13 protein-coding genes are annotated in these 16,103 nt (G+C 70.0%); 5 read left to right on the top strand and 8 right to left on the bottom strand.

The annotated features are described in order from the left end of the window. Positions 1 to 17 precede the first annotated feature (17 nt). Positions 18 to 2,396, top strand: a complete 2,379-nt coding sequence (locus ACW5E8_RS08810) for a TonB-dependent receptor plug domain-containing protein (protein WP_456965069.1) — start codon at positions 18 to 20, stop codon at positions 2,394 to 2,396. A 133-nt stretch (positions 2,397 to 2,529) separates the two neighbouring features. Then, positions 2,530 to 4,236 (top strand): YbaL family putative K(+) efflux transporter, encoded by a 1,707-nt coding sequence (ybaL, locus tag ACW5E8_RS08805; RefSeq protein ID WP_456965068.1) that lies wholly within the window; start codon positions 2,530 to 2,532, stop codon positions 4,234 to 4,236. 96 nt (positions 4,237 to 4,332) lie between these two features. Here ybaL and clpB read toward each other — a convergent pair whose 3' ends face one another. Then, entirely contained in the window at positions 4,333 to 6,912 is a 2,580-nt protein-coding gene (clpB, locus tag ACW5E8_RS08800; RefSeq protein WP_456965067.1) for an ATP-dependent chaperone ClpB, read from the bottom strand. A gap of 199 nt (positions 6,913 to 7,111) precedes the next feature. Between clpB and otsB the strand changes: the two genes are divergently transcribed. Genes otsB through otsA form a run of 3 tightly spaced genes read left to right on the top strand, consistent with a single transcriptional unit; the run spans position 7,112 to position 11,056 of the window. Next, positions 7,112 to 7,870 (top strand): trehalose-phosphatase, encoded by a 759-nt coding sequence (gene otsB / locus ACW5E8_RS08795; protein WP_456965066.1) that lies wholly within the window; start codon positions 7,112 to 7,114, stop codon positions 7,868 to 7,870. Further along, complete coding sequence (locus ACW5E8_RS08790; RefSeq protein ID WP_456965065.1) at positions 7,867 to 9,687, top strand: glycoside hydrolase family 15 protein; 1,821 nt, start codon at positions 7,867 to 7,869, stop codon at positions 9,685 to 9,687. Before otsB ends, ACW5E8_RS08790 begins: the two co-directional genes overlap by 4 nt. Before the next feature lies 1 nt (position 9,688). Then, positions 9,689 to 11,056 carry an alpha,alpha-trehalose-phosphate synthase (UDP-forming) gene (gene otsA, locus ACW5E8_RS08785; protein WP_456965064.1) on the top strand — a complete coding sequence of 456 codons (1,368 nt, stop codon included), beginning with the start codon at positions 9,689 to 9,691 and terminating at the stop codon, positions 11,054 to 11,056. A gap of 14 nt (positions 11,057 to 11,070) precedes the next feature. On the opposite strand, the gene ACW5E8_RS08780 is transcribed toward otsA, so the two are convergent. From ACW5E8_RS08780 to rluD, 7 genes are all read right to left on the bottom strand, one after another. Continuing rightward, complete coding sequence (locus ACW5E8_RS08780; RefSeq protein ID WP_456965063.1) at positions 11,071 to 11,430, bottom strand: hypothetical protein; 360 nt, start codon at positions 11,428 to 11,430, stop codon at positions 11,071 to 11,073. A 21-nt stretch (positions 11,431 to 11,451) separates the two neighbouring features. Next, positions 11,452 to 11,865, bottom strand: a complete 414-nt coding sequence (locus ACW5E8_RS08775; RefSeq protein ID WP_456965062.1) for a roadblock/LC7 domain-containing protein — start codon at positions 11,863 to 11,865, stop codon at positions 11,452 to 11,454. Next, entirely contained in the window at positions 11,858 to 12,403 is a 546-nt protein-coding gene (locus ACW5E8_RS08770) for a GTP-binding protein (RefSeq protein ID WP_456965061.1), read from the bottom strand. The genes ACW5E8_RS08775 and ACW5E8_RS08770 overlap by 8 nt, the downstream gene beginning before the upstream one ends. Beyond that, complete coding sequence (locus ACW5E8_RS08765) at positions 12,400 to 13,371, bottom strand: hypothetical protein (RefSeq protein ID WP_456965060.1); 972 nt, start codon at positions 13,369 to 13,371, stop codon at positions 12,400 to 12,402. The genes ACW5E8_RS08770 and ACW5E8_RS08765 overlap by 4 nt, the downstream gene beginning before the upstream one ends. A 223-nt stretch (positions 13,372 to 13,594) precedes the next feature. Next, on the bottom strand, positions 13,595 to 14,128 hold the full coding sequence (gloA, locus tag ACW5E8_RS08760) for a lactoylglutathione lyase (RefSeq protein ID WP_456965059.1): 534 nt from the start codon (positions 14,126 to 14,128) through the stop codon (positions 13,595 to 13,597). 77 nt (positions 14,129 to 14,205) lie between these two features. Continuing rightward, a complete protein-coding gene (pgeF, locus tag ACW5E8_RS08755; protein WP_456965281.1) occupies positions 14,206 to 15,003 on the bottom strand; it encodes a peptidoglycan editing factor PgeF in 798 nt (265 codons plus the stop codon). Positions 15,004 to 15,050: 47 nt separating this feature from the next. After that, positions 15,051 to 16,076: a 23S rRNA pseudouridine(1911/1915/1917) synthase RluD gene (rluD, locus tag ACW5E8_RS08750; RefSeq protein WP_456965058.1), complete on the bottom strand. Its 1,026-nt coding sequence runs from the start codon at positions 16,074 to 16,076 to the stop codon at positions 15,051 to 15,053. Positions 16,077 to 16,103 lie beyond the last annotated feature (27 nt).

The following is a 16,103-nucleotide window of genomic DNA, read 5'->3' as shown; positions in this document are numbered from 1 at the left end:
CAAGCAAGGATCCGCCGATGAGACTGTCTCCGCTTGCCCTCGCCCTGTCCGCAGCGCTCGTCCCCGCCCTCGCCGCCCAGGCGCAGGAGCCACGCCGCGACGCCACCAGCCTCGACAACATCATCGTCACCGGCACGCGCGTGGCCGACCGCACCGTGGCGGAATCGCAGTCGCCGATCGACATCATCAGCAGCGAAGCGCTGCAGGCCACCGGCACCACCGAGCTTGCCACCGCGCTGGCGCGCGCGCTGCCCTCGCTCAACTTCCCGCGCCCGGCCCTGACCGACGGCACCAGCGCCATCCGCCCCGCGCAGCTGCGCGGCCTGTCACCCGACCAGGTGCTGGTGCTGGTCAACGGCAAGCGCCGCCATGCCTCCTCGCTGCTCAACCTCAACGGCACCATCGGCCGCGGCTCGGCGCCGGTGGACCTCAACACCATCCCGATCTCCGCCATCGAACGCGTGGAAGTGCTGCGCGACGGCGCGTCCGCGCAGTACGGCTCCGACGCCATTGCCGGCGTGGTCAACGTGGTGCTCAAGGGCGCGTCCGAAGGCGGCAGCTTGTCGGTGAGCCACGGCCAGTACTCGGCGGGCGATGGCGCCCAGACCCAGCTCGCCGGCGACACCGGCCTGGGCCTGGCCGACGGCCGCGGCTTCGTGCACCTGTCGGCGCAGCTCAACCAGCAGGACCGCACCAACCGCGCGCGTCCCTTCGCCGGCACGCCCGGGCCGACCCAGCCGGAGCTTGGCCAGAAGGCCTTCGTCATCGGCGACCCGGAAGTCGACGCCGCCGCGGCCTCGTTCAACGCCGGCTTCGACATCAGCAACACGCTGGCGCTGTACGCCTTCGGCTCGATCAGCAACCGCGACATCACCTCGTTCGCGTTCTTCCGCGCGCCGGGCAACCCCTCGCAGAACATCCCGTCCATCTACCCGGACGGCTTCCTGCCCGAGATCAACAACGTCTCGCGCGACCGCGCCATCGTCGCCGGCCTCAAGGGCGCGTTCGGGGAGGCCTGGAGCTGGGACCTCAGCTTCAACCACGGTTACAACAACCTCGAGTTCTTCACCCGCAACACCCTCAACGCCAGCATCGGCGCGAGCTCGCCGACCTCGTTCTACGACGGCGCGCTGGAGACCACCCAGAACATCGCCAACTTCGACGTGAGCCGGCAGCTCGACTTCGGCCTGGCCTACCCGGCGACGCTGGCGATGGGCGTCGAGTTCCGCAACGAGAAGTGGAACCAGTCACCGGGCGAATACGGCTCCTATGCGCAGCCCGACCTCAGCCGCCCCGGCGGCGCGCAGGGCTTCGGCGGATTTGCGCCGGAAGTCTCGGGCGCGTACTCGCGCGACAGCCACGCGGTCTATGCCGGGCTCGAGGCCGACTTCACCGAGAAGTTCTCCGGCGGCATCGCCGGGCGCTACGAGGATTACGACGATTTCGGCAGCCAGGCGTCCGGCAAGCTCTCCGCACGCTACGCGTTCACCGACGCGGTCGCCCTGCGCGGCACGGTGGCCAGCGGCTTCCGCGCGCCGTCGCTGGCGCAGCAGTACTTCCAGACGGTCAGCACCATCTTCCTGGCCGGCATCGCGGACCCGTTCGAGATCCGCACCTTCCCCGCCTCCAGCGCCGTGGCGCAGGCCTTCGGTGCCGATCCGCTGCAGCCCGAGGAGTCGCTGTCGTACAGCCTGGGCCTGGTACTGCAGCCGGTGGACGCGCTCTACGTCACCATCGATGCGTACCACATCGAAGTCGACGACCGCATCGCGCTCTCGTCCAACCTCACCGGCAGCGACGTGCGCGCGCTGCTCGAATCGCAGGGCATCTTCGGCGTCAACGGCGGTCGCTACTTCACCAATGCCATCGATACCCGCACCCAGGGCATCGACGTGGTGGCGAGCTACCGCATGGATCTCGGTAACGGCAGCCTCAACCTCACTGGCGGCTACAACTACACGGACACCGAGATCACGCGCATCGCGCCCAACCCCGAGGAGCTGGAGCAGGCCGGCCTGAACCTCGAGCGCATCGACCGCACCGAGATCGGTCGGATCGAGGACGGCTTCCCCAACACCAAGCTGCTGCTGTCGGGCACCTGGTCTCTGGACGCTTGGGACTTCACCCTGGCCACCACCCGCTACGGCAGCGTCACCACCCGTCCCGCCAACGCCGCCAACGACCAGACCTACGACGCCAAGTGGCTGCTCGATGCCTCGGCGGCCTACAGGCGGGACAACTGGACCTTCACCCTGGGCGCGGACAACCTGCTCAACGAGTATCCCGACGAGAACACGTTCCCGAACTCCACCAACGGCCAGTTCCCGTACAGCAACCTGTCGCCCTTCGGCTTCAACGGCGCCTTCGTGTACGGAAAGATCGGCTACAGCTGGTAGCCATCGAAGGGCACATGGACGGGCCCTTTTTCCTGTGGGAGCGGCTACAGCCGCGATTGGATCCGCGGTATCGCGGCTGTAGCCGCTCCCACATTGCCTCTATCCTGTCCCAGCCCCCCGGCGGGAGCCCGTGATGCCGCACCACACCGAGCTCATCGCGATCCTCACGGCCGGCTTCGTCCTGGCCTATGTGCTCGGGCTGGTGGCCCACCGGCTCCGGCTGTCGCCGCTGGTGGGCTACCTGGTGGCGGGCATCATCGCCGGGCCGTTCACGCCCGGCTTCGTCGGCGACCAGGCGCTGGCGCCGCAGCTGGCGGAAATCGGCGTGATCCTGCTGATGTTCGGCGTCGGCCTGCACTTCTCGATCCGCGACCTGATGGCGGTGAAGTCCATCGCCATCCCCGGCGCGGTGGTGCAGATCAGCGTCGCCACCCTGCTTGGCTGGGGGCTGGCGGCGGTGCTGGGCTGGCCGACGCTGCACGGCATCGTGTTCGGGTTCTCTCTGGCGACTGCCAGCACCGTGGTGCTGCTGCGGGCGATGGAACAGCGGCGCCTGCTGGAGACCACGCGCGGACGGATCGCGGTTGGCTGGCTGATCGTCGAAGACCTCGCCTGCGTGATCGCGCTGGTGCTGATGCCAGCGGTCGCCAGCGTCTACGGCAGCGCGGGCGGCGAACCGGTCGGCGTGGGGACGCTGCTGGTTGCCATCGGCAAGACCCTGGTGCAGGTGGCGCTGTTCGTGGCGGTGATGCTGGTGGTCGGGCGGCGCGTGATCCCGTGGATGCTGGAGCGCACCGCGGGCACGGGGTCACGTGAGTTGTTCACGCTGGCGGTGCTGTCGATCGCGCTGGGCATCGCGCTGGGATCAGCGGAGCTGTTCGGCGTGTCGTTCGCGCTGGGCGCGTTCTTCGCCGGCATGCTGCTCAACGAGTCCGAGCTCAGCCACAAGGCGGCGCAGGATTCGCTGCCGATGCGCGACGCCTTCGCGGTGCTGTTCTTCGTCTCGGTCGGCATGCTGTTCGACCCCGCCATCCTGGTGCGCGAGCCGCTGCTGGTGCTGGCCACCACCTTCATCATCATGTTCGGCAAGTCGGCGGCGGCCTACCTGATCGTGCGCGGCTTCGGGCACCCGAAGTCGACGGCGCTGACGATCTCCGCCAGCCTCGCGCAGATCGGCGAGTTCGCTTTCATCATCGCGGCGCTGGGCGTCACCCTCGGGATCCTGCCGGAGGAAGGACAGGACCTGGTGCTGGCCGGCGCGCTGATCTCGATCATGCTCAACCCGGTGTCGTTCGGCGTGGTCGACCGCTGGCTGCTGCGGCAGGACGCGAAGGCGGATGCCGAGGCCGCCAGCGCCACCGCCCGCGAAGTCGCCGAGGACGCCGCCAGCCACCACCTGCCCGAATCGCTGTCGGGCCACGCCATCGTGGTCGGCTACGGCCGCGTCGGCCGGCAGCTTGCGATCCTGCTCGCCGCCGGCGGTGTGCCCCTGGTGGTCATCGAGGACGATGCCGAACTTGTCGACGCCGCCCGCGAGCGGGGCCTGCATGCCGTGCGCGGCAATGCCGCCTCGGAGCCGGTGATGCTGGAATCCGCGCCCGAACGTGCCGCGATGGCCGTGTTCGCCATCCCCAACGCGCTCGAAGCCGGCGAGACGATCGCCCGGCTCAAGGCCCTGAACCCCGCGATCACCGTGCTCGCGCGCGCGCACAGCGACGCCGAGGTGAAGCACCTTCTGGAACATGGCGCCGACGGCGCGGTGCTGGCGGAGCGCGAACTGGCCTACTCGCTGGCGGAGATGGTGATGGCGACGCCGCCGTATCGGCCGGTTCGGGCCTGATTCCCGCCCTTGTGGGAGCAGCTATAGCTGCGATGCCGCATGACACCGCCTATCGCGGCTATAGCCGCTCCCACAGGGCTGCGTGAAACAGGGGTCTCAGTTGAAGGTCAGCTTGCCGCCCTCGACCTCCACGCGGACGGTATCGCCCTGCCCGAATTCCCCGGCCAGGATCTTCTGCGCCAGCGGGTTCTCCAGCTGCTGCTGGATCGCGCGCTTCAGCGGCCTTGCCCCATACACCGGGTCGAAGCCGACATTGCCCAGCAGTGCGAACGCCGCGTCGCTGACCTCGATGCGGATGCCGCGCTCGCCCAGCCGCTTCTCCAGCCCGCGCATCTGGATGCGCGCGATCTCCCGGATCTGCGTCTTGTCCAGCGGATGGAAGACGACGATGTCGTCGAGCCGGTTGATGAACTCCGGCCGGAAGTGCGACTGCACCACCGCCATCACGCCGGCCTTCATCTGCGTGTAGGCCTCCGGCGAGCCGTCGCCGTCCAGCTCCTGGATCATCTGGCTGCCGAGGTTGGACGTCATCACGATCACGGTGTTGCGGAAGTCCACCGTGCGGCCCTGGCCATCGGTGAGCCGGCCGTCGTCGAGCACCTGCAGCAGGATGTTGAACACGTCGGGGTGCGCCTTCTCGACCTCGTCGAGCAGGATCACGCTGTACGGGCGTCGGCGCACGGCCTCGGTCAGGTAACCACCCTCTTCGTAACCGACATAGCCCGGAGGCGCACCGACCAGCCGCGACACCGCGTGCTTCTCCATGAACTCGCTCATGTCGATGCGCACCATCGCGTCGGCGCTGTCGAACAGGAACTCGGCCAGCGCCTTGCACAGTTCGGTCTTGCCGACGCCGGTCGGGCCCAGGAACAGGAATGATCCGCTGGGCCGATCGGGATCGCTCAGGCCGGCGCGCGAGCGGCGCACCGCGTCCGACACCACCTTCACCGCCTCGCCCTGGCCGACCACGCGCGCGTGCAGGTGCTCTTCCATGCGCAGCAGCTTGTCGCGCTCGCCCTCCAGCATCCGGTTCACCGGGATGCCGGTCCAGCGACTGACCACCTCGGCGATTTCCTCCGCGGTCACCCGGTCCTGCAGCAGGGTGAAGCCGCGGGTCTCGGCCTCCTTCGCCGCGCTTGCCTGCTTCTCGAGCTCGGGCAGCCGCCCGTACTGGATCTCGCTCATCTTCGCGAAGTCCTGCCGGCGCTGCGCGGCCTCGAGTTCAAGCTTGGCGGCCTCGATCTGCTCCTTGACCCTGGTCGCGCCCTGCACCGTGGCCTTCTCGGCCTTCCACACTTCTTCCAGGTCGTTGTACTCGCGCTCCAGCGTGGCGATTTCGGCTTCAAGATCGGCCAGGCGCTGCTTCGACTCGGCGTCCTTCTCCTTCTTCAGCGCCTCGCGCTGGATCTTCAGCTGGATCAGCCGCCGCTCCTTGCGGTCGAGCTCCTCGGGCTTGGAATCGATCTCCATGCGGATGCGCGAAGCGGCCTCGTCCATCAGGTCGATGGCCTTGTCGGGCAGCTTGCGGTCGGCGATGTAGCGGTGCGACAGCGTCGCCGCCGCCACGATCGCAGGGTCGGTGATCTCGACGCCGTGGTGCACCGCGTACTTTTCCTTCAGCCCGCGCAGGATCGCGATCGTGTCCTCAACCGAAGGTTCGCCCACGAACACCTTCTGGAAGCGCCGCTCCAGCGCCGCGTCCTTTTCCACGTACTTTCGGTACTCGTCGAGCGTGGTCGCGCCGATGCAGTGCAGCTCGCCGCGCGCCAGCGCCGGCTTGAGCATGTTGCCGGCGTCCATCGAGCCCTCCGCCTTGCCGGCGCCGACCATCGTGTGCAGCTCGTCGATGAAGAGGATGATCTGGCCTTCGTTCTTGGCCAGGTCGTTCAACACCGCCTTCAGCCGCTCCTCGAACTCGCCGCGGTACTTGGCGCCGGCGATCAGCGCGCCCATGTCGAGCGACAGCACGCGCTTGCCGCGCAGGCCTTCCGGCACCTCGTTGTTGACGATGCGCTGCGCCAGGCCCTCGACGATCGCGGTCTTGCCTACGCCGGGCTCGCCGATCAGCACGGGGTTGTTCTTGGTGCGCCGCTGCAGCACCTGGATGGTGCGGCGGATCTCCTCGTCGCGGCCGATCACCGGATCGAGCTTGCCGATCTCGCTGCGCGCGGTGAGGTCGATGGTGTACTTCTCCAGCGCCTGGCGCGCTTCCTCGGCGCTGGCATCGTTGACCTTGTCGCCGCCGCGCATGGATTCGATCGCCGCCTCAAGGCGCACCTTGTCGGCACCGGCGGCCTTGAGCGCACGGCCGGCGTCGCCGCCGTCGTCGAGCGCCGCCAGCAGGAACAGTTCGGAAGCGATGAAGGCGTCGCCGCGCTGCTGCGCGAGCTTGTCGGTGTGGTTGAGCAGCCGCCCCAGGTCGTTGCCCAGCGAGACCTGCCCGGCCTGGCCGGAGACCTTGGGCAGCCGCTCGAGGATCTCCCCCAAGCGCTCGCGCAGCAACGGCACGTTCACGCCCGACTGGGCCAGCAGCGGCCCGCTGCCGCCGCCCTGCTCGTCAAGCAGGGCCGCCAGCACGTGGGCGGGTTCGATCAGGTTGTGGTCGCGGCCCACGGCCAGCGACTGCGCGTCGGCCAGCGCCTGCTGGAACCGCGAGGTGAGCTTGTCCATTCGCATGGTGAGGCCTCGGTATCGAACCGGGATATCCGGCAATACCCCGGAAATGCGGCTTGGTGCCACCTGATTCAAGCTGTGGGAGCTCGGGGGCGACTGTGGGAGCGGCTATAGCCGCGATCGCCGCTATAGCGGCTCCCACAAAAGAGGGGGAGCCGGACCCGTACGGGAACACTCACACTGCTTGCGCCACAATGGGGCCATGGCCGTCGAGACCCCCGTGCTCCCGCCGCCGCCCCCGATCGACGACAGCTGCGCGCTGTTCCTCGATGTCGACGGCACCCTGCTGGACTTCGCGCCCAGCCCGGACGAGGTCAGCGTTCCCGGCCACCTGCGCGATGCCCTGCATGCGCTGCACAGGCGCCTGGACGGCGCCGTGGCCCTGGTCAGCGGCCGTTCGCTGGCCACGCTCGACTCCCTGCTCGCACCGCACGTCATGCCCGCCGCCGGCCTGCACGGACTCGAACGCCGGCACGGGCGCCGCGGCCACCGCGCCCCGCGCGCGCCCGCGGCCCTCGCCCTGGTACGCACCGAAGCCGAAAAGGTCGCCGCCCGCCATCCCGGCGCCATCGTCGAAGACAAGGGCGCAGCACTCGCGCTGCACTGGCGCGCCGCCCCCCAGGCCGCCAGCGAACTGCAGGCCTTCGCCATCGCCGCCCTCCCGCGCCTGCCCGGTTACCGCCTTCAGCCCGGCAACGACGTGCTCGAACTGCGCCCCGCCGCGCACAAGGGCGGGCGCGCCGACAAGGGCGCGGCCATCCTGGCCTTCCTCGAAGAGCCACCCTTCGCCGGTCGCCGACCGGTGTTCGCTGGCGATGACATCACCGACGAAGCCGGCTTCGCCGCCGTCAACGCGCACGGCGGCGTCAGCGTGCTGGTGGGCCGGCCGCGTGAAAGCGCCGCGCACTTTGGCCTGTCCGGCCCGGCCGAGGTCCACGCCTGGATCGGTGCGCGGCCGTGAGCGGAGGCAACGTCGCGGCTGTAGCCGCTCCCACAACGGCAGGGCAGGCCAGCCTCGAGCTCGGCCTGATCGGCAACGGCAGCGTCGCGGCGCTGGTCGACGCCCGCGCGCGCGTCAGCTGGTGCTGCATCCCCGCCTTCGACGGCGACCCCGCCTTCTGCGCCCTGCTCTCGCCGAAGATCGGGGGCGGCGACTACGCCATCGAACTCGAGGATTTCGAGAGCGCCGAGCAGGCCTACATCAAGAACACCGCCGTGCTGCGCACCGTGCTGCACGACCGCCACGGCGGCGCGGTCGAGATCACCGATTTCATGCCGCGCTGGCGCCAGCACGGCCGCTTCTACCGCCCGGTGATGCTGGTGCGCCGGCTGCGCCCGCTCGCGGGCCGGCCGCGCGTGCGCGTGGTGCTGCGGCCGCTGGCGAACTACGGCGCCGACGTGCCGGAGCAGACCTGGGGCAGCAACCACATCCGCTACCTGCTGCCCGGCTTCACCCTGCGCCTGACCAGCGACGTGCCCGTGCGCCTGGTGCGTGAATCGCTGCCGTTCGAGCTCGACGGCGAGCGCCACCTGGTGCTCGGCCCCGACGAAACGCTCACCAGCTCCGTGCCCGGCTTCGCACGCAACGCCGAGCGCCTCACGCTCGACTACTGGCGCGAATGGTCGCGCTACCTGTCGATCCCGCTGGAATGGCAGGACGCGGTGATCCGCAGCGCGATCACGCTCAAGCTCTGTCAGTACGAGGAAACCGGCGCCATCGTCGCCGCCATGACCACCTCGATCCCGGAGTCACCGGGCAGCGAGCGCAACTGGGACTACCGCTACTGCTGGCTGCGCGATTCCGCCTTCGTGGTGCGTGCGCTCAACCGCCTCGGCGCCACCCAGACCATGGAGTCCTACCTGCGCTACGTGCTCAACCTCGCCACCGGCGAGGACGGGCTGCAGCCGCTGTACGGCATCGCCTTCGAAGCGAAGCTCGAAGAGCACGACGTGCCAGCACTCGCCGGCTACCGCGGCATGGGCCCGGTGCGCCGCGGCAACCTGGCCTGGGTGCAGAAGCAGCACGACGTCTACGGCAGCGTGGTGCTGGCCGCCACCCAGCTGTTCTTCGACCAGCGCCTGGTGCGTCCCGGCGACGAGCAGGCCTTCCACCGCCTGGAACCGCTGGGCGACCGCGCCTGGGCCCTGTACGACCAGCCCGACGCCGGCATCTGGGAATTCCGCGGCCGCGCCGAGGTGCACACCTATTCCAGCGTGATGTGCTGGGCCGCCTGCGACCGGCTGGCGCGCATCGCCGCCCACCTGGGGATCGCACCGCGCGCCGCGCACTGGCGCCAGCGCGCGGACACCATGCGCGAAAACATCCTCGCGCACGCCTGGGACGAGGAGCTCGGCCACTTCGTCGAATCCGCCGAAGGCCGGCGCCTGGACGCCAGCCTTCTGCTGCTCGCCGACCTCGGCTTCATCGACGCCCACGACCCGCGCTTCATCGCCACCGTCGAGGCCATCGGCAGCCAGCTGCGGCGCGGCACCTCGCTGTTCCGCTACATCGCGCCGGACGACTTCGGGCACCCGGAAACCAGCTTCACCATCTGCAGCTTCTGGTACATCGACGCGCTGGCCTCCATCGGTCGCGTCGACGAGGCCCGGCAGCAGTTCGAAAGCCTGCTGACCCGGCGCAACCACCTCGGCCTGCTGTCGGAGGACATGGCTTTCGACGACGGCGAGGCCTGGGGCAACTTCCCGCAGACGTATTCCCACGTCGGCGTGGTGATGGCCGCGATGCGCCTGTCGCGCCCGTGGTCGGCGGCCACCTGAGATGGCGCGCCTGGTGGTGGTGTCCAACCGCGTTTCCCTGCCCGGCGAAGCCCGGGCCGGCGGCCTTGCGGTCGCGCTGCGGGCCGCGCTCGCCGAGCACGGCGGCCTGTGGTTTGGCTGGAGCGGGCGCACGGTCACCGGGTCCTCAGGCGGCATGCACGAAGAGCGCGAGGGCGATACGCGCTACCTGGTGATGGACCTGTCCAAGCGCGATTTCGACGACTACTACAACGGCTTCGCCAACCGCACGCTGTGGCCGCTGCTGCATTTCCGCATGGACCTGGTGGACTACACCCGTGAGACCTATGCCGGCTACCGCCGCGTCAACGAACTGTTCGCCGACCGCCTGGCGCCGGAGCTGCGCGAGGACGACCTGGTCTGGATCCATGACTATCACCTGATCCCGCTGGCGCAGCGCCTGCGCGAGCGCGGCGTGGGCAACCGCATCGGCTTCTTCCTGCACGTGCCGATGCCGTCGTCGGACCTGCTGGCGGCGCTGCCCGAACACCGCGAAGTGTTCGCGGCGCTGTCGTCGTACGACCTGGTCGGGTTCCAGACCGAACGCGACCTGGAACGCTTCCAGGACTACGTGCGCCTGTACGGCGGCGGCGGCGTGGTCGGCACCGGCGTGCTGGCCACGCCCGATGGCCGCCAGTTCCACGGCGGTGCGTTCCCGATCGGCATCGACGTGTCCACCATCGCCGGCCAGGCGGCGCGCGCGATGAAGCGCCTGCCGGTGCGGCGCCTGCGCGACAGCCTCAGCGGGCGCCGGCTGGCGATCGGCGTCGACCGCCTGGATTATTCCAAAGGCCTGCCCGAGCGCTTCCGCGCCTTTGAACGCCACCTTGAACGGCACCCGGACCAGAACGGCCAGCTCACCTTTTTGCAGATCGCCCCGCCCTCGCGCAGCGACGTGCCGGAATACCGGCTGCTGCGCCGCGAGCTGGAAACGCTGGCCGGCCACATCAACAGCGGCCACGCCACGCCCGACTGGACGCCGGTGCGCTACGTCAACCGCAACTTCGCGCACGAAGTGCTGACCGGCTTCTACCGCACCGCCCATGTCGGCGTGGTCACGCCGATGCGCGACGGCATGAACCTGGTGGCGAAGGAATACGTCGCCGCGCAGGACCCGGCCGATCCCGGGGTCCTGCTGCTGTCACGCTTCGCCGGCGCAGCGCGCGAACTCGACACCGCGCTGCTGGTGAACCCCTACGACATCGACGGCGTCGCCGATGCACTGGCCCAGGCCCTCGCCATGCCGCTGCCCGAACGCCAGCAGCGCTGGCGCGCGATGATGGACCGGATCGAGGGCTACGACATCCACGCCTGGCGGCGGGATTTCCTGGGCAAGCTCGCCGCCCGCTGAGTGTCCCGCAACCGTTACAGCTCCAGCGCGCCTTCCACGTCCAGCACCTTCCGGCGTGCCAGGGCGAGGTTGGACTTGCTGCGATCGAGCACGACGTAGAAGAACAGGCCGGGCTTGGACGCCACCGGGCGCAGGATGTGGTACGCCTTGCCGAGCGAGATCAGGATGTCCTCGATGCTGTCGTCGAGCTTCAGCGAGTTCGCGGTCTTGAGCTTGGCGCGGATCACTTCGGTATTGCCGGCCGCCGCCACTTCCATGTCGATGCCGCCGCCGGCTTCGCCGAGCAGCATGCCGCTGTTGTAGTCGACCAGGGACACGGCCTGGGCGCCGTCGAGGGTCATCAGTTCATCAAGGGATTGCTTCAGGTTGGCCATTTCGGTGTCCTTGTGTTGTGGTCAGGTTGTTGCGGAAAGGATCTTCTGGCTGCACTCGCGCGCACTCCAGAGCACGTTGCCGATGACGCTGCGCTGGCTGCAGGCCGCCATCAGCAGCAGCGGGCGCGCGGGCACCGGGATCGAAAGCATCAGGACCTTGCCCTGGTCGGCTTCGATCATCAGCACTTCCATGCTGCCCAGCGCCAGTTCGCGGGTCACCGCCTTGGCCAGCGCCAGCATCGAGCTGGTCATCGCGGCCAGGCGTTCGCCGTTGTCGCCCTGCCCGCTGGCCTCGGCAAGCGCGAAGCCGTCGACGCTGGCGACCACGGCGTTGCGCAGCCCGGGGACGGCGTCGGCGAAGGCGTCGAGTTCGGCGCGGATCCGCGCGGTCTGCGCGTCGGACGGCCGGGGAGTGCGCAAGGATGCGTCAGCCATGGGTGGCCACCAGGTCCGCGGTGTCGATCTGGATCATCAATATGTCCATCAGCATCAGGATGTCGCCGGCGACGCGCGCGTCCACCGGCACGAGGGGTACGGCCTGGCCACGCGTGCCGACATGCGCGGCCAGGCGCTGCGCCACCGTGGCGTCGGCCAGGTCCAGCTTGGTCAGCCCGATCGCCACCGGCACCGCGGGCGCGTGCTCGCCCAGCACGTCGAGGTAGCGGTCCAGCTCGGCGGCGGGCTCCGCGCCGCTGGCATCCAGCAGCACGACCGCGCCGGCCGCGCCTTCCAGCAGGATCGGCCAGATGAAGGAGAAGCGTGCCTGCCCCGGGGTGCCGAACAGGCGGATGCGGTCGCCGTTGGGCAGCGCGACATCGGCATAGTCCATCGCCACCGTGGTGGCGAGCTTTTCCGACGCGGCATCGGTGTTGTCGACATCGGTATCCACGACACGATCGTTCGCGACCGTGCGCACCAGGGTCGACTTGCCGGCGCCCATCGACCCCAGGATGACGATCTTGTGCTCGATCATGTCCCCACCTGCATGCTGTTGCGGACCGAGCGCCACATCCGCGCCAGTGCCGACCCGCCGCTCTTGCGCGGGCGCGCGCGGGCAGCGGCGGCAGCCACCGCGAGCGGCGAGACGGCGTGCTCGTGCCGACCCGTATCCGCATGGCCGCTGAGGTATGCGGCGTTGAAGAAGCCATCGACCGTGGCCGCATCGAGCTCCAGCAGCTCGCAGGCTTCGACCGTGGTGCTGGGTCGCTTGAGCAGCAGGCAGCACAGGCGGAAATGGTCGTGGCGGCGCGCGATCGCGCGGAAGTCGGGCCATTGCCGCAGCGAAAGCACGGTGCGGCGGTCCATCGGATCGAACAGCGGCACCGGCCCCTCGACCTGCAGCGCGATGTTCCACAGCAGCGGCGCCAGCGGCACCGGCGGCGTGGACGACATGCCGTTGTTGAAGTCGCGGGCCGTCAGCGGCTCCAGGCGCAACTGGTGGAAATCCCGGGCGAGCGCCGTGGCCAGGCCATCCTCGACGCCGGCGAGCGGCACCGCCAGGCGACGGTCGAAGTCGAGCAGCGCCTGCGGCTCGCCGCCGCGCACCAGCGTGGCCAGGCCCTGGCCGGCGACCATGCGCTCGCGCAGCACGCGTGCGATCGGACGCATGTCTTCGTCGCGCCCGTCTCCGCCAGCCGCAAGCACCGCGCGGATGGCCGCGTCGGTCAGCGGCACCGGCGGCGAACTGCGGCCGTCATGCAGCCTGCCATCGTCGTCGAGCGTCCAGAACGCCACCCCGGGACGGGTTTCCGCCATGCGCAGGCCGACCCGTGACATCGCGCTGCTGCCCCGCACCACCAGCAGATCACAGGTGGACAGGTCGTCGCTGATGGCCAGCGCGGGCGCTGGAACGGCCGTGTTCGACGCATCCGGCGCGGAGGCGGCGAACATCGATTGCAGACGCTGCAGCAGCGCCTGCTCGGTGGGCATATCCGTGCCCATGATCAAGACCCTGACCACTCCGGCATGGCCGGTGGTCGTGGCGTGCATAACCAATTCGATCCCCTGTTCCGCAGATGCAAATGTTAGGTGCGGGCGTACTGTCATGTAGTGATGCAGCACGCACTTCAGGGGCGGCTTCGCGCGCCGGTCCGTTCCACCGGCGCAGGCAATCGACAACGCGACCGACGCCAGGGAACAGGGCCCCGACGTGGTGAAAAAAGCGTCAGTCGAGCGGCGAAGGCTGGATCAGTTCGATCCAGTAGCCGTCCGGGTCCTTGATGAAGGCGAGGTGCTTCATACGCCCGTCCTCCAGGCGCTTCTGGAACGGCACGCCCAGCGCCTCCAGGCGCGCACAGGTGGCGCGCAGGTCGGGCACGCTCAGGCAGATGTGGCCGAAGCCGCGCGGCTCGCTGTTGCCGTCGTGGTAGACCGGCCCGTCCTGGTCTTCGGTGCCATGGTTATGGGTCAGTTCGAGCACGCCCTGCAGGCCGGCGATCCAGTGCTGGCGCGCCTCCGGCTCCTCCGGCATCGCCGACAGGTCATCGACCAGCGCCAGGAAGTACAGCGAGAACGCCGCCTCCGGGAAATCGTTGCTGCGCAAGAGGCTGAAGCCGAGCACGCGGGTGTAGAAATCCAGCGACGCACGCGCGTCCTTGACGCGCAGCATGGTGTGGTTGAAGACGAAGCCTGCGGTAGCAGGATCGCGCGCGGCGACAGCGGCGGTGGCGCCGCCCAGGTCGGTAGGGGTATCGGTCATGGTCGGATTCCTGTGGGGGGGAAACAACGGCCATTATCGCAGCGCCCGGATCAATCCCCGCCTGCATCGATTGCCGGTCAACGCGGATCGCACCACGCCAGCGTGGCCATGCGGCCGGTGCGTGCGTCGCGCCGGTGGGAATAGAACCGCGCGCGATCGGTGATCGTGCACAGCCCGCCGCCGTGGATGTCCGCCGCGGCCAGGCCCGCGGCCTGCAACCGGCGACGCGCCAGGGCGTACAGATCGACGTGCCAGTGGCCCGGGCGCGTGGACACGAACGCCGCATCGGCCCCTGCATCACCGGCCACGAAGGCATCGCGCACCTCGGGGCCGACTTCATAGGCAGCGGGGCCCGCGGCCGGACCCAGCCAGGCCACGAGATCGCGCGGCGGGGAGTGCATCGCCGCCACCGTGGTGTCCAGCACGCCCGCCGCCAGACCGCGCCACCCCGCATGCGCGGCGCCGACCTCGCTGCCGTCACGCGCGGCCAGCACCACCGGCAGGCAGTCGGCGGTCAGGATGGCCAGCACCGCGCCGGGGACATCCGTGACCGCGGCATCGGCCTCCGGCTCCGCCGCCATGCGTCCGCGCTCGGTGGTCGCGTTGCCCGGCGGCAAGGGCGCGTCGACCCGCAGCACGGCAGTGCCGTGCACCTGGCGCAGCCAGTGCGGCGCCGAAGGCAGCTCCGCGCGATCCACCAGCTCGGCGCGGTTCGCGGCCACGATGACGGGATCGTCGCCGGCTTGGCCGCGCGCATTGCCCAGGTTCAAACGGTCGAAGGGCACCATCGAGGCGCCCGCGCCGCGGCGCAGCGTCACCAGCGCGCGCACGCCGGGCGGCGCCGGCCAGTCGGCCTCGATCCATGCCCGGCGCAGCGATGCCGGATCCGCGCCGCCATGGCCGCGCCCCACACCGCCCGCGTTCACCGGCGGACTCCCGCCCCGGTGACGGCGTGCGCAGCGGCATCGGCGCGCAGCTCGCGGATCAGCGCCAGCATGTCCTCGGGCACCGGCGCCTCGCAGCGAACCGGCTCGCCGGTGGTCGGATGCACGAACTCCAGCACCTGCGCATGCAGGGCCTGGCGGCGGAAGCCGCGCAGCGCCGCCACCAGCGAGTCCGGCGCCGCGCGTGGCAGCTTCACGGCGCCGCCGTAGAGCGCGTCGCCCACGATGGGGTGCTTCAGGTGCGTCATGTGCACGCGGATCTGGTGCGTGCGCCCGGTTTCCAGCCGGCACTCCAGCGCCGTGTGGGCGCGGAAACGCTCCTGCAGCCGGTAGTGGGTGGTGGCCTCGCGGCCGTCGTCACGCACCGCCATGCGCAGGCGGTCGCGCGGATGGCGGTCGATCGGCGCGCTGATCGTGCCCCCGGACACCAGCGCCCCCACCACCACCGCCAGGTACTGCCGGTGCACGTCGCGCGCGGACAGCTGCGCCACCAGCGAGGTCTGCGCCTGCAGGGTGCGCGCCACCACCATCACGCCCGACGTGTCCTTGTCCAGGCGATGGACGACGCCGGCCCGCGGCACCGCGGCGAACGCGGGGTCGCGGAACAGCAGGGCGTTGACCAGGGTACCCGTGGGATTGCCGGCGCCCGGGTGGACCACCAGGCCGGCCGGCTTGTCGATCACCAGGACCTCGGAATCCTCGTACAGCACGCTCAGCGGGATGTCCTCGGGCTCGGCGCGGACCTGGGTCTCCAGGGTGGCGGTCAGCAGGATCTCCTGGCCGCCGCGCACCGCTTCGCGCGGGCGCACGGTGGCGCCGTCCAGCAGGACATCGCCGGATTTCACCCAGGTGGCCAGCCGCGAGCGCGAGAACTCGGGGAACAGTTCCGCCAGCACCGCGTCGAAGCGGCGCCCGGCCATGGCATCGGGGACCCGGGCAGCCCGGGGGGCCTCGGGGGCGGCGTCCGCGTCTTCGGCGGCGGCAGCGGGGAAGTCGTCGGTCATGGGGTCGGCTCGGGTTCAGTCGGTGGC

Source organism: Luteimonas sp. A649 (assembly GCF_054072735.1).
Note: the sequence above shows the minus strand (reverse complement) of the source record. Positions and strands in the feature narration are given on the sequence as shown.